General features: G+C 63.9%; 15 protein-coding genes and 1 pseudogene. 7 read left to right on the top strand and 9 right to left on the bottom strand.

Annotated elements, in window-relative coordinates:
* The first annotated feature begins 24 nt into the window (after positions 1 to 24).
* The 3 genes from C2U30_RS10810 (at position 25) to argH (ending at position 3822) form a co-directional block, all read left to right on the top strand.
* Positions 25 to 942 carry an ornithine carbamoyltransferase gene (locus C2U30_RS10810; protein ID WP_199767363.1) on the top strand — a complete coding sequence of 306 codons (918 nt, stop codon included), beginning with the start codon at positions 25 to 27 and terminating at the stop codon, positions 940 to 942.
* Positions 943 to 998: 56 nt separating this feature from the next.
* A complete protein-coding gene (locus tag C2U30_RS10805; protein WP_010675687.1) occupies positions 999 to 2234 on the top strand; it encodes an argininosuccinate synthase in 1236 nt (411 codons plus the stop codon).
* 202 nt (positions 2235 to 2436) lie between these two features.
* Positions 2437 to 3822, top strand: coding sequence for an argininosuccinate lyase (gene argH, locus C2U30_RS10800; protein WP_103243735.1), 1386 nt, complete (start codon positions 2437 to 2439; stop codon positions 3820 to 3822).
* Between the two features lie 107 nt (positions 3823 to 3929).
* Here the strand turns inward: argH and C2U30_RS10795 are convergent, their stop codons facing one another.
* Positions 3930 to 4823 carry a LysR substrate-binding domain-containing protein gene (locus C2U30_RS10795; RefSeq protein WP_103243734.1) on the bottom strand — a complete coding sequence of 298 codons (894 nt, stop codon included), beginning with the start codon at positions 4821 to 4823 and terminating at the stop codon, positions 3930 to 3932.
* Between the two features lie 96 nt (positions 4824 to 4919).
* On the opposite strand from C2U30_RS10795, the gene C2U30_RS10790 reads away from it, so the two are divergent.
* The 4 genes from C2U30_RS10790 (at position 4920) to C2U30_RS10775 (ending at position 7021) form a co-directional block, all read left to right on the top strand.
* Positions 4920 to 5246 carry a carboxymuconolactone decarboxylase family protein gene (locus C2U30_RS10790; protein WP_103243733.1) on the top strand — a complete coding sequence of 109 codons (327 nt, stop codon included), beginning with the start codon at positions 4920 to 4922 and terminating at the stop codon, positions 5244 to 5246.
* Complete coding sequence (locus tag C2U30_RS10785) at positions 5237 to 5629, top strand: tautomerase family protein (protein ID WP_010675683.1); 393 nt, start codon at positions 5237 to 5239, stop codon at positions 5627 to 5629. Before C2U30_RS10790 ends, C2U30_RS10785 begins: the two co-directional genes overlap by 10 nt.
* Entirely contained in the window at positions 5626 to 6150 is a 525-nt protein-coding gene (locus C2U30_RS10780) for a DUF4865 family protein (RefSeq protein ID WP_041211696.1), read from the top strand. Before C2U30_RS10785 ends, C2U30_RS10780 begins: the two co-directional genes overlap by 4 nt.
* 235 nt (positions 6151 to 6385) lie before the next feature.
* Positions 6386 to 7021 carry an FMN-binding negative transcriptional regulator gene (locus C2U30_RS10775; protein WP_103243732.1) on the top strand — a complete coding sequence of 212 codons (636 nt, stop codon included), beginning with the start codon at positions 6386 to 6388 and terminating at the stop codon, positions 7019 to 7021.
* Positions 7022 to 7094: 73 nt separating this feature from the next.
* Here the strand turns inward: C2U30_RS10775 and C2U30_RS10770 are convergent.
* The 8 genes and pseudogenes from C2U30_RS10770 to C2U30_RS10735 all read right to left on the bottom strand — a co-directional run bounded on the left by C2U30_RS10770 (position 7095) and on the right by C2U30_RS10735 (position 12834).
* A pseudogene (locus C2U30_RS10770) lies at positions 7095 to 7556 on the bottom strand (hypothetical protein).
* A 199-nt stretch (positions 7557 to 7755) separates the two neighbouring features.
* Entirely contained in the window at positions 7756 to 7968 is a 213-nt protein-coding gene (locus C2U30_RS10765) for a hypothetical protein (protein ID WP_043154852.1), read from the bottom strand.
* A gap of 94 nt (positions 7969 to 8062) precedes the next feature.
* A complete protein-coding gene (locus C2U30_RS10760) occupies positions 8063 to 8401 on the bottom strand; it encodes a DUF1294 domain-containing protein (protein WP_103243731.1) in 339 nt (112 codons plus the stop codon).
* Complete coding sequence (locus C2U30_RS10755) at positions 8398 to 8988, bottom strand: sugar O-acetyltransferase (protein ID WP_052815541.1); 591 nt, start codon at positions 8986 to 8988, stop codon at positions 8398 to 8400. Before C2U30_RS10755 ends, C2U30_RS10760 begins: the two co-directional genes overlap by 4 nt.
* A gap of 118 nt (positions 8989 to 9106) precedes the next feature.
* Positions 9107 to 10360, bottom strand: a complete 1254-nt coding sequence (locus C2U30_RS10750) for an MgtC/SapB family protein (protein WP_103243730.1) — start codon at positions 10358 to 10360, stop codon at positions 9107 to 9109.
* Between the two features lie 220 nt (positions 10361 to 10580).
* Complete coding sequence (locus C2U30_RS10745; RefSeq protein ID WP_039040560.1) at positions 10581 to 11417, bottom strand: transporter substrate-binding domain-containing protein; 837 nt, start codon at positions 11415 to 11417, stop codon at positions 10581 to 10583.
* Positions 11414 to 12175, bottom strand: a complete 762-nt coding sequence (locus tag C2U30_RS10740) for an amino acid ABC transporter ATP-binding protein (protein ID WP_103243729.1) — start codon at positions 12173 to 12175, stop codon at positions 11414 to 11416. Before C2U30_RS10740 ends, C2U30_RS10745 begins: the two co-directional genes overlap by 4 nt.
* Positions 12172 to 12834: an amino acid ABC transporter permease gene (locus tag C2U30_RS10735; protein WP_103243728.1), complete on the bottom strand. Its 663-nt coding sequence runs from the start codon at positions 12832 to 12834 to the stop codon at positions 12172 to 12174. Before C2U30_RS10735 ends, C2U30_RS10740 begins: the two co-directional genes overlap by 4 nt.
* Between the last annotated feature and the right edge of the window lie 64 nt (positions 12835 to 12898).

Raw genomic sequence — 12898 nt, 5'->3', positions numbered from 1 at the left:
CTCCACCGGGAAAAGGACAATCCGATGCAACATCTTCTGAAAGACAGTGATTTAAGCAAGGCCCAGATCGAGGCGCTGCTGGCGCTTGGCAAGGCGATCAAGGCCGATCCGAAGAAATACAGCCAGGCCCTGGCGGGCAAGAGCGTGGTCACCCTGTTCGAGAAGCCCTCCCTGCGTACCCGGGTCACCTTCGACATCGGCATCGCCAAACTGGGTGGTCACTGCGTCTATCTGGATCAGCAGAACGGCGCGCTCGGCAAGCGGGAGTCGGTGAAGGATTTCGCCAGCAACCTGTCCCGCTGGTGTGACGCCATCGTCGCCCGGGTGTTCGATCACCAGACCCTGGTCGAGCTGGCCGAGTTCGGCTCGGTGCCTGTGGTCAACAGCCTGTGCAACCTCTACCACCCCTGCCAGGGGCTGGCGGATTTCATGACCATCAGCGAGCACTACAGCGACCTGTCCAAGGTGAAGCTGGCCTATCTCGGCGATGGCAACAACGTGAGCCACTCCCTGCTGCTGCTGGGGGCTACCCTCGGTACCGACGTGACCCTGGTCTGCCCGAAAGGCCATGGCCCGGATACCCAGATCTTCCTGCAGGCCCAGGCGCTGGCAGCTCAATCTGGCGCGACCATACATATCAGCGATGATGTCGCGGATATCGAAGGCTTTGACGTGGTTTATACCGATACCTGGGTTTCTATGGGTGACAACACACCAATGGAGCAGGTAAAAGATATCTTCATGCCTTATCAGATCAACCAGGCCCTGCTCGATCGGACCGGCATCCAGCACGTGCTGCACTGCCAGCCGGCCCACCGGGAGCTGGAGATCACCTCGGAGGTCATGGACGGCCCAGCCTCCCTCATCATGGATGAGGCAGAAAACCGGATGCATATCCAGAACGCCGTGCTGCTGACCCTGTTCGGACAGGGCCAGAAGTAATCCGGCAACCGACCCGGAATCACCCCTTTTTATCGAATCATCACGGAGAGAAGTAAATGAGCGGAATCAACAAGATCGTACTGGCTTACTCGGGCGGACTGGATACCTCGGCCATCATTCCCTGGCTGAAGGAGCACTATGACGCTGAAATCATCGCCTTCGTCGCCGACGTGGGCCAGGAGCGTGACGATCTGGAAGGGATCGAGCAGAAGGCCATCGCCTCCGGCGCGGTCAAGTGCATCGTCAAGGATCTGCGGGAAGAGTTCGTCAAAGAGTACGTCTACCCGACCCTGAAGACCGGCGCCGTCTATGAAGGCACCTACCTGCTGGGTACCTCCATGGCCCGTCCGGTGATCGCCAAGGCGATGGTCGAGGCTGCCCTGGCAGAAGGGGCTGATGCCATCTCCCACGGTTGCACCGGCAAGGGCAACGACCAGGTGCGGTTCGAAGGGGCGGTAGCTGCCCTGGCTCCCCAACTGAAAGTGATCGCCCCGTGGCGGTTGTGGGACATGCGCTCCCGGGAAGATCTGCTGGCCTATCTGGAAGCCCGCAACATCCCCTGCAAGGCGACCCTGAAGAAGATCTACAGCCGCGACGCCAACGCCTGGCACATCTCCACCGAGGGTGGCGAGCTGGAGAGCACCTGGAACGAGCCGTCCGAAGCCGTCTGGCAGTGGACCGTCTCTGCAGAGGATGCCCCGAACGAGCCGGAATACGTCAAGCTGACCGTGGCCAAGGGCGAAGTGGTCGCCGTTGACGATCAGCCGCTCAGCCCGCACCAGATCCTGACCACCCTGAACGAGCGTGCCGGCAAGCACGGCGTGGGCCGGATCGACATCACCGAGAACCGGATGGTGGGCATGAAGTCCCGTGGCTGCTACGAGACCCCGGGTGGTACCGTAATGGTTGCCGCACTGCGCGCCGTGGAAGAGCTGGTACTGGACAGACCGACCCGCGCCTGGCGGGAAAAGCTGGGTGCCGAGTTCTCCCACCTGGTGTATGACGGTCGCTGGTTCACCCCACTGTGCAAGGCCATTGTCGCCTCCGCCAACGCCATCGCCGAGGAGCTCGACGGTGAAGTGGTGCTGAAGATGTACAAGGGTCAGGTCACCGCGGTGCAGAAGAAGTCGCCGAACAGCCTGTACTCCGAAGACTTCGCCACCTTCGGTGCCGACGAAGTGTACGACCAGAGCCATGCCGAAGGCTTCATCCGTCTCTACACCCTGGCGAGCCGGATCCGCGCCATGAAAGAGCAGCATCAAGCCATCGGTGGCGACCATACCCACGGCTAAGCAAGCGCTATCACCCGTTGATTCGAGGGGGCATGGCCCCCTCTTTTACAGGTAGAGAGGCCCTTTGCCATCCTCATCGGGTGTGACAAGAGCGGCTGCGCCCTGGCCGCTTCTGTGAGATAACAGGCTCGCAGAAAAACAGGGCAAGATTTCAAGTTCGACGGCGCAAGGCGCCGCCGACAACGCATTCAAGGAGAGCAGTATGGCACTTTGGGGTGGACGCTTCAGTCAGGGAGCCGATAGCCGGTTCAAGCAGTTCAACGATTCGCTGCGGTTCGACTACCGTCTGGCGGAGCAGGATATTCAAGGCTCCATGGCCTGGGCCAAAGCGCTGGTCAAGGTGGGGGTGTTGACCGCCGATGAGCAGGCCAAGTTGCAGCAGGCGATGGAAGTGCTGCTCGCCTCCGTGCAGCAGGATCCCCAGCAGATCCTGAACTCGGACGCCGAAGACATCCACTCCTGGGTCGAGAGCCAGCTCATCGACGCCGTCGGCGCCCTTGGCAAGAAGCTGCACACCGGTCGCTCGCGCAACGATCAGGTCGCCACCGACCTGAAGCTCTGGTGCAAAGCGCAAGGGGAGCTGCTGCTCGCCTCCATTACCGCCCTGCAACAAGGGCTAGTCGCCTCTGCCCGTGCCAACCAGGCCGCGGTACTGCCCGGTTACACCCACCTGCAGCGTGCCCAGCCGGTCACTTACGCCCACTGGGCCCTGGCCTATGTGGAGATGCTGGAGCGGGACCATTCCCGTCTGCAGGATGCCCTCAAGCGCCTCGACACCAGCCCCCTCGGCTGCGGCGCCCTGGCGGGCACCGCCTATGCCATCGACCGGGAGGCGCTGGCGCTCGACATGGGCTTTAGCGGCGCCACCCGCAACAGCCTGGATTCGGTCTCCGACCGGGATCACGTGGTGGAGCTGATGCACGTCGCGTCGCTGTCCATGACCCACCTGTCGCGGTTTGCCGAAGACCTCATCTTCTACAACACCGGCGAGGCGGGCTTTGTCGAGCTCTCAGATGCGGTCACCTCCGGCTCGTCCCTGATGCCCCAGAAGAAGAACCCGGACGCGCTGGAGCTCATTCGTGGCAAGACCGGCCGGGTGGTCGGCGCCCAGATGGGTATGTTGATGAGCCTCAAGGCGTTGCCGCTGGCCTACAACAAGGACATGCAGGAAGACAAAGAGGGGCTGTTCGATGCCCTCGACACCTGGCACGACTGCCTCGATATGGCGGCGCTGGTGCTGATCGATCTGAAGGTCAATGGCGAGCGCACCATGGCGGCGGCCCAGGGCGGCTACGCCAACGCCACCGAGCTGGCGGACTATCTGGTGGCCAAGGGGATTCCGTTCCGTGAAGCGCACCATATCGTCGGCGAAACCGTGGTCTACGCGATTCAGGTGAAGAAGCCGCTGGAAGAGCTGACCATCGGCGAGTTCCAGCGCTTTAGCCCGGTGATCGAGTTCGACGTCTACCCCAATCTGGAACTGGAAGCGACCCTGGCCAAGCGGGTCGCCAAAGGCGGCGTCGCCCGCGAGCAGATCGAATCGGCCCTCACCGCCGCCGAAGCCTGGCTGAGCAAGCGGGCGGGTTAAGCCAACCGGCTTGCCATGGGAATTAGAAGGCAGAACGGCAACCTCAGGGTTGCCGTTTTTTTTATGGGTACGCCTAGGCGCCGTGGGGCGCGTTGACCAGGCGCTGTTCAGCCCCTGTGTCCGGCGCTGGCATGATGTACGGCGTCCGTGAGCAGTCGTTGCAACTGGCTCCTGGCCTCGTCGGTTTCATGGCTGGCGGCGAGCAGCACCACCCCCAGGGTACCCGGTGAGGGCAGCACGCCGCCGAGGGTGGCGAGACTGGCCGGCATGCCGATGGGGGAACGCACCGTGATCCCGAGCCCGGCCTGCACGGCGGCCCAGATCCCCCCCAGGCTCTGGCTGGTGAAGGCGATCCGCCAGGGGATCCCGGCATCGTCGAGGGCGCGGATGGCCCGTGCCCGCATCAGGCAGGGGGCATCGAAGAGCACCAGGGGCAGGGGCTCCCCGCGCGCGAGCAAAGGGACGGGGTCCCACTCGGGGTGGGCAATCCAGGCCAGTTGCACCACCTTGATGAGGGGAAGATCCTCCCGCTCTCCCTGTGGCTGCCAGGCGAGAGCCATGTCGAGGGTGCCCTCCCTGATCCCCTGCACCAGAGCCCCGTTGCGATCGATGCGGGTCGTCATGCGCAGGGCCGGGTGCTGGCGACAGAGGGGCCCCAGCACGGCGGGGAGCAAAGATTCACCGAAGTCCTCCTGCACCCCGAGCCGGATCTCCCCTTGCAGCAGTTCCCCTTTGAGGGCGAGCACGGCTTCGTCATTGAGCGCCAGCAGCCGCTTGGCGTAGCCCAGCAGGCGCTCACCGCTGGCTGTCGGCACCAGGTGACGTCCCTGCTTCATGACCAGATCGGTGCCGCACTGCTGTTCGAGTTTTTTCAACTGGGCGCTGACCGCCGAGGTGGAGCGGCACAGCCGCTGCGCCGCCAGCGCAAAGCTGCCGCACTCCAGCCCCAGCACATAGCTGCGCAGGGCATCGAGATCCAGACTGGGGGGAAGGGGTGACATAACTATCCTCATAATCGGGATGATTGGTCTTGAATATTTCGATTTTTTAAATTGTAGCAGTGAGGGAGAGTGGCTTCATCTACCAAGGAGATTGCCATGACACCCAATGTTCCCGATCGCGCCGCCCTGGCGCAGCTTGCCCCCCGACTCGCCCGACTGGCGGAAGAGACGCTGTTTGGCGATATCTGGCAGCGCCCCACCCTCTCGGCACGCGAGCGCAGCCTGATCACCCTGGCCATCCTGGCGTCACTGGGCCGGGTGCAACAACTGCCCTGGCATATTGCATTCGCCCGGCAAAACGGCCTGTCCCGGGATGAGCTGGAAGAGCTGTTTACCCATCTTGCCTTCTACGCCGGTTTGCCCGCCGCAGTGACGGCCGTGGGCTATCTGCCCCCCCGCGAGGAGGTGACCCCATGCCGCTGACCCGCATCACCCTGTGCGAGGGGATGAGCGACGCACACCTGCAGCAACTCAGCGCCCTCTACCACCAGACCCTGGTGGAGGTGTTCGAGGTGCCGCCGAAGGATAAATTCCAGATCCTCGAGATCTTGCCTGCCAGTGCGCTCATCTATGACCCCCACTACCAGACCGGCCGCCGGGACCAAGGTTTCATCCTCTTCCAGATCCTGGCGGGCAAGGTGCGCAGCACCGCGACCAGGGAGCGGCTTTATGCACGTCTCGCCGAGCGCCTTGAGGCCGAGCTTGGGATCCACCCCGACAACCTCATGGTGGTGATCCAGCAGACCGATGCCGAGGCGTGGAGTTTCGGCCAGGGCCGGATGTTCAGACAGGAGGTGGCCTCATGATCGCCATGCACTACCGATTCACCCTGCCCGCAGACTACGACATGGCGCTGATCGAGCAGCGGATCGCCAGCAATGGCGCCAGACTGGACGGCTTTCCCGGTCTGTTGTTCAAGGCCTATCTCTACAGCCGTCAGGACGATGGGGCCCTGCCGGGGCAGGAGAACCGCTATGCCCCCTTCTATGTGTGGCACAGCGCCGAGGCGATGCACCGATTCCTGGCAAGCGAGGGATTCGCGGCGCTCACCCGGCATTTCGGCTGGCCCCGCATCGAGACCTGGCATCTGCTGCGGGCGCCGGATCCGGCCTCCCTCGACGGGGCTTGCATGGCCAGGCTGCGGCGCACCAAGGTCGCTTCCCACGACCAGCTGGCCGACCTGCACGGCGAGGCCATGGTGAGCGGCTGGGATCTCACCCGATGGGAATGGCTGGAGGCGGATTTTCTCCCGTCCCTCTCATCGCCCTTGCCTGGCGGGGGCGAGATCTACCGTATTGGCTATCTGGCGAAGGGGGGCGGGGTGTAAAGCGGAATTATCTTTGTCATTGATGTTGTTTTTCCATTCACTTGGGCTGTTAAAGTGATATTCGCATCGTGAACATAGGGTGTTATATCGCGCTTGTGGATGATGATGTGGCATTGCGGCCACCTGCGGCAATGAACTGGCTCAGTGGGGCACATTCAGGGTGACGGCCCGCGCCGGGCAGGGCATGATCCCGCTGCAATGCGTATGGACGCGTCAACCGGATCAAGGAGTTCCCATGTACCTGCCACCCCATTTCGCCGTTACCGACCCCGAGGCGCTGCACCAGCTGATGCAGGCGAACCCCCTGGGGGCCCTGATCACCTGTGGTGAAGGGGGGCTGGATGCCAACCACTTGCCGTTCGAGTTCGATGGGGCGCAGGGGGCCCACGGTGTGCTGCGGGCCCATGTGGCCCGCAACAACCCGCTCTGGCAGGAGGTGAAAGACGGCGACGAGGTGCTGGTGATCTTCCGGGCCGCCGAGGGTTATATCTCCCCCAGCTGGTATCCGGGCAAGCAGGTGCATCACCAGCAGGTGCCCACCTGGAACTATGCCGTGGTGCACGCCCATGGCCGTATCCGGGTGAGGGACGATGCCCGCTTCGTGCGTCGCTTGCTCGCGGCCCTGACCCGTACCCACGAGGCGGGAGAGTCCATTCCCTGGAAGATGGCGGATGCACCGAGAGACTATCTCGAGACCATGGTGCAGGCCGTGGTGGGCATAGAGATCGAGATTGAGCGGCTGGTCGGCAAGTTCAAGCTGGGTCAGAACAAGGAGGCGGCGGATCGCCTGGGAGCTGCCAATGCCCTGCAGGATCGCGGGCAGAGCGCGCTTGCCGGCGCCATGCTGAACCCGCCCCCTTCACAGTCCTAGCGTGACATCATGGGATCCGGCCCGACAAAAACGGCAACCTCCAGGTTGCCGTTTTTCATGGTTCCACTCCCGTTCACGCGCTGGCATTGAGCAGTTTGCCGACACCTTCCCCCTTGCCATTGGGCAGGGTTTGCTTGAAGGCGTAGAGCAGCTGATCGAGGTTGAGGTCGCTGTTGCCAAGGGAGCCTTTGAGGGTGTCGAGCTCGCTCTGCAGCGCGTCGAGGCGGGTGCTCTGGGTGCCGTCTGCCAACTGGATGCGGGCGGCATCGATGGCCTGGGGCAGCGACTGGCCCGAGGATTCCTAGCCCAGGGTCTGCATCAGCGCCCCCATGAAGTGGTTGATGGCAGGGCGGTTCTGCTCGCTGTCAGCCTCCTGGATGCCAAGGCGCTGGAACAGGCTCTGCACCGTGGGGGCAAGGTGCTCTTCCTGCACGGCAGGCTCGGTCTGGGCGGGCGGCGTGCCGTCGCCCAGCAGCTTGCTGCCGAGCTTGATGGCAAGGGAGGCGAGGGGAAGCAGGGTGCCGATGGCGATCATGATGTCACTCTCCGTACGACTGATGTCATGACGGAGCAGGGAACGGGCCAGCTTGGCGATCATTCAGCCGAAAAATGACAGGGGATTGATCCTGCTGTAAATTTCGTTTTGCCAGGCAGAGGGCGAGCGGGTGCGAACGGGGGCGGCGGCAAACCCTTGCAGCCCGGGGGCTGGTTGGTTTGCCACCCGGCTTGCCGGATCAGAGATCCTTGAACGGGCGGCGTTTCTCCTCCTCGATGACGATGGCCTCCAGATTGGCGATGCGCTCCTGCAACTCCTTGATGATCATGTCCTGCTTGCCAAGACGGTCGGTAATGCGGGCATCCCCCATCTGGTAGCGGGCGCGCTTGGTGAGATAGCTGAACGACACGCTGATAAAGACGATCAGGACGATACCTGTCCACATGGTCATGAATGACTCCTTTCAAGATTTGAACGAGAGGATCTGTCTCCCGCGCTGTCGTTGTCTCATACCCGACCCTGGGCGGCAATGCCCGCCTGGTTGTTCAGAGCGGCCAGAGCGGCCAGCCGAGCCAGATCCCGAGCAGCAGCAACTGCCCCCAGACGATGGCCCAGAACCGCAGGCGGTAGCTCCCCTTCTGGGTCTTGTGGCGCAGCCACTGGCGGGCGACCAGGGCGCCGGGCCAGCCGCCGCACAGCTCAAGCAGGTGCAGGCGGGCCTCGGGCACGCGCCAGCCGCCACGAATGGCCTGGCGCTTGTCCCAGGCGTAGGCAGCCAGGGCCAGCAGGCTCATCAGCAGGATCAGGGCCAGCGGCCACCAGTTGGCATCGTGCAGGCCGAGCCAGCCTGCCCAACCCAGGGGCAGCAGGGCAAGGGCCATCATGACAGCAGCGCCGGATCCCGGGTCTCGCCCGGGTGTAGCGTGCGGATCACCCGGGCCGGATTGCCCACCGCCAGGGAGTCCGCCGGGATGTCCCGGGTGACCACGGCGCCAGCCCCTATGATGGAGCGGGGCCCTATGGTGACGCCGGGGCAGATGATGGCCCCGCCGCCAATCCAGCAGTCATCGCCGATCCGCACCGGCTTGTTGTAGGCGGTCCAGTTGCGTCGCTCCAGATGATCCAGGGCGTGGGTGGCGGTGTAGATCTGTACGTTGGGGGCCAGCAGCACATGGTTGCCGATGTGCACCTCGCCCACGTCGAGTATGGTGACGTTGAAGTTGAAGAAGGTCTTCTCGCCGATGTGGATGTTGCGGCCGAATTCGCAGGTGAAGGGGGTGCTGATCCAGCAGGAGTCGGGGCAGTGGGCGAAGAGGTCGCGGCAGATCTGCTGGCGCAGGACGTGATCCCCCGCCGGTGAGGCGTTGAGCCGGCTCAGCAGCGCCTGGCCGCGAATGCGGTCGTTCGCTATCTCCTCGCTCTGGCTGTCCAGGGCGCCCCCCGCCAGTACCTTGTCCCAGTCGCTTGCCATGGTCATCTCCTCCTGCTGCAAGAGGGGGCAGTATACGCGACAAGGGGAGGGGGTGTCAGAGTGCCGGGCCCGTCAGGTGATCCCCGTCATCCTGTCATCCTGTCATCACGCCATCACGTCACAGGACAAGGGGCAGGATGAGCAGGATGGAGACGAGGTAGGGGAGCAAGACCCGCCGCCCCAGGCTGCGTCCGCCAATCACCAGTGCCAGCACCCCTTTCACCAGGGAGTTGACCAGCCCGGCGAGCAGTATGCCCCTGGCCGCCACCTCCAGGGCCAGCTCCTTCTGGGCGAGCTGGGAGAGGGAGAGGGTGATGGCGTCCACGTCCGTGATGCCGGAGACCAGCGACAGCAGATAGACCCCGGAGTTGCCCACCTTGCTTTGCAGCAGGGTGGCCATGAAGCCGATGAGGGCGAGCAGCAGACCGAACTTGATGGCGGTGGCGAGATCCAGCGGGTTGCGGGTTTCGGGCTGTACCGGGCCGTCCGGCATCTCTTCCCGCTGGCGCCAGAACCAGAACGCAAAGCCGTAGACGATGGCTGCCAGCAGCAGCAGGGGGGCGGCCAGACGCAGCGCCAGCTCTCCGTGGATGATCAGCACCAGTGCCAGCAGCCTGAGCCACATGGTGGCCCCCGCCAGCAGGATGCCGGTGGCCAGCAGCCGCTCCAGCCCTCCCTGCTCCTTGTTGAGGCGGGCAAATTGCAGGGTGAGGGCGGTGGAGGAGGCGAGCCCCGCCAGCATGCTGGTGAGCACCAGCCCGGAGCGGGTGCCGAGCAGGCGCACCGCGAAGTGACCACAGAACGAGATGCCGGCGATCACCACCACCATGAGCCAGATCTTGAAGGGATTGAAGGCATTGAGGGGGCCCATCTCCGCATCCGGCAGCACCGGCAGCAGCACCAGGGAGATGAGCAGAAAACGCAAGGTGGCGTGAAACTCCATTTCGCTCAAGAACAGCATCCCTTGCTGGATCTTGCCCTTGAGCCCCATCAGGAGGGCCGCCAGCACGGCGCAGGCCACCGCCTCGCTCGGGCTCTGCAGCACCGACATCAGCCCCAGCAGATAGGTGAGCACCATGGCCACCGAGCTGGTGAGACCGAACTCCCCCTGCCAGCGCAGGGCCAGCCAGACCGAGAGGCCGCACCCCGTCACCACGGTCAGCAGACCGAGCAGGGCCAGCCAGGGCCCCAGGGTGGGCAGCAGCAGGGCGCAGACCCCGCCGAGCAGACCGATGAGGCCATAGGTGCGCATCCCGGCGATGCGCTGGTTGTCTCCGAGCTGGCGCACCTGCCAGCCCCGCTCCAGCCCGATGATGAGCCCGATGGCCAGGGACACCAGGGCGCCGTAGACGGGCTCGGCCTCTATCCACATGGGTTTCTCCTCCCGCTGCCGTTTCAGTGAGGATGGCACAGGGCATCCCGGGGCAGGGGGAGCTGGCTCACAGAGCGGGTGTCCCGCCTGCCGGGGTCTTGCAAACAAAAAAAAGGCGCCACCTGGAGGGGGCGCCTGGAAAGGTCAAACCTTGCGGTTTGCAGACCAACGGAACCAAAGATCACACACTTCACACTCAGCACTGCTGTGGGGGCAGGGCTCAACCCTGCCACTTGCCTCCTTCCACTATCACGTCGTTGGGATCGGTATCGGCGCTCAGTTTGTCGCGCACATACTGGTCGTAGAGTTTGAGCAGGTACTTCTCTTCCCCCAGCTTGGCGAGACGGTCGTTGACCCAGTCCCGCAGCTCGATATTGCCCTTCTTCACCGCCGGGGCGATGGGGTCTTCCGAGCCCAGCTTCTCGGGCAGCACCCGATAGCCCGGGTTCTCCTTGGCCCAGCTGAACAGCACCAGGTTGTCCTGGGCATAGGCATCGCCACGGCCCTGGGCCAGCGCCTGCAGGGATTCGGTGTTCTTCTCGAACTTGAGCACCTTCCAGTCCGGGTGGTTGCGGGTCAGCCAGATGTCGGCCGTGGTGCCGGTGGTGACGATAAGCCGCTTGCCGGCCAGATCGTCGAGTTTCTTGGCGTCGCTGCCTTCCGGCACCAGCACCTGCACCGCGACCTTGAGGTTCGGGTTGGTGAAGTCCACCACCTGCCGCCGCTCCGGGGTCACCGTCATGTTGGCGAGGATGAGATCCACCTTGTCGCTCTGCAGGAAGGGGATGCGGCTGGCGGGCTCCACCGCCACGAACTCGACCTTGTTCTCGTCCCCCAGCAGATCCTTGGCGAAGCGGCGGCCGAGATCGGTGTCAAAGCCGACGTAGTTGCCCTTCTCGTCCACATAGCCAAACGGCGGCTTGTCGGTGAAGACGCCGACGATGAGCTTGTCCCGCGCCTTGATCTTGGCGAGGGAACCGTCTTCTGCCTGGGCGGCGCCGCTGGCGAGGCCCAGGCCGATGAGGGCGCTAAACAGGACCGAGGTAATTATCTTCATGCTGACTCCTTTCGTTTGCTGACAGTTGTATAAGAAAACTTGGCGAGGAACTGGCGGGCACGCTGGCTCCTGGGATTGTCGAAAAATTGATGGGGGGCGGCCTGCTCCAGGATGTGGCCGCCGTCCATGAAGATGATGCGATCCGCCACCGCCTGGGCGAACGCCAGCTCGTGGGTGACGATGAGCAGGGTCATGCCGCTGCCGGCGAGATCCCGGATCACCTCCAGCACCTCCTGCACCATCTCGGGGTCCAGCGCAGCGGTCACTTCGTCAAACAGCATCACCTGCGGGTTCATGCACAGGGCCCGCACGATGGCGATGCGCTGCTGCTGGCCGCCGGAGAGCTGGCGTGGATAGTCGTGGCGCCGCTCCCACAGGCCGATGCGGGTCAGCAGCTGTTCCGCCTGCAGCAGGGCCTCGGCCCGCTCCCGTTTTTGCACCTGAAGGGGGCCGAGCAGCACGTTCTCCAGCACCGTCAGGTTGGGGAAGAGGTGATAGCTCTGGAACACCATGCCGATGCGCTGGCGCAGCCGCTGCCAGTCGGTGCTGGCATCCAGCCTGTCTCCATCGAAGCGAATGTCGCCCCCCTGAATGGGTTCGAGCCCGTTGAGGGTGCGCAGCAAGGTACTCTTGCCGCAGCCGCTCGGCCCCAGGATGACGATCACTTCCCCGGCGTTCACCGTGAGGCTGACCTCGTCCAGTACCCGGTGTTGGCCGAATTGTTTGCTGACAGCATTGAGTTCAAGCAGAGGTGTCATACCGCGTTACCCCATTGTTGCTCCAGCCGGCGCGAGGCGAGCGAGAGCGGATAGCAGACCAGAAAAAAGAACAGGAACAGCAGACCGTAGATAAGCAGCGAGCCATAGGTGCGCTCGATGATCTGCTGGCCCACCTTGATCACCTCCACCACCCCGATCAGCACCGCCAGGGAGCTGGTCTTGAGGATGCGGGTGTAGATGTTGATGGTCGGCGGTGTCAGCCGTTGCAGCGCCTGGGGCAGCAGCACGTGGCGATAGAGCTGCCAGCGGGAGAGCCCGAGCGCCAGGCCAGCCTCCTGCTGGCCGCGGGCGAGGGATCCCAGGCCGCCGCGCACCACTTCGCCCACCTCGCTGGCCCCCCACAGGGCCAGCACCAGCACGGCGCACCAGAAGGCCGGGATGTCTACGCCAAAGAAGATCGGCAGCCCGAAGAAGAAGAGGTAGAGCCAGACCAGCACGGGCACCACCCGAAACAGCTCCAGATAGACCCGCAGCACTCCCCGAGTCAGCCTTCCCCCTTGCTGGGCCAGCACGCCGTAACCGACCCCGCCCAGGGTGGCGAACAGGATGGCGAGCAGGGAGATGGCGAGGGTCTGACCCGCACCCACCGCCAGCAGCGGCAGCGCCTGCGTCAGCTGTTCAGTGACTGGAATGGCCATAGTGATCCCTCCCTTCTTGTGTATGGGTGGCGAGTGACGGCAGCAGCTGGACAATAGGTGTCTG

This window comes from Aeromonas sp. ASNIH5 (assembly GCF_002902865.1).
GTDB lineage: Bacteria > Pseudomonadota > Gammaproteobacteria > Enterobacterales > Aeromonadaceae > Aeromonas > Aeromonas caviae.
This window is presented reverse-complemented; position numbering and strand designations above follow the sequence as displayed.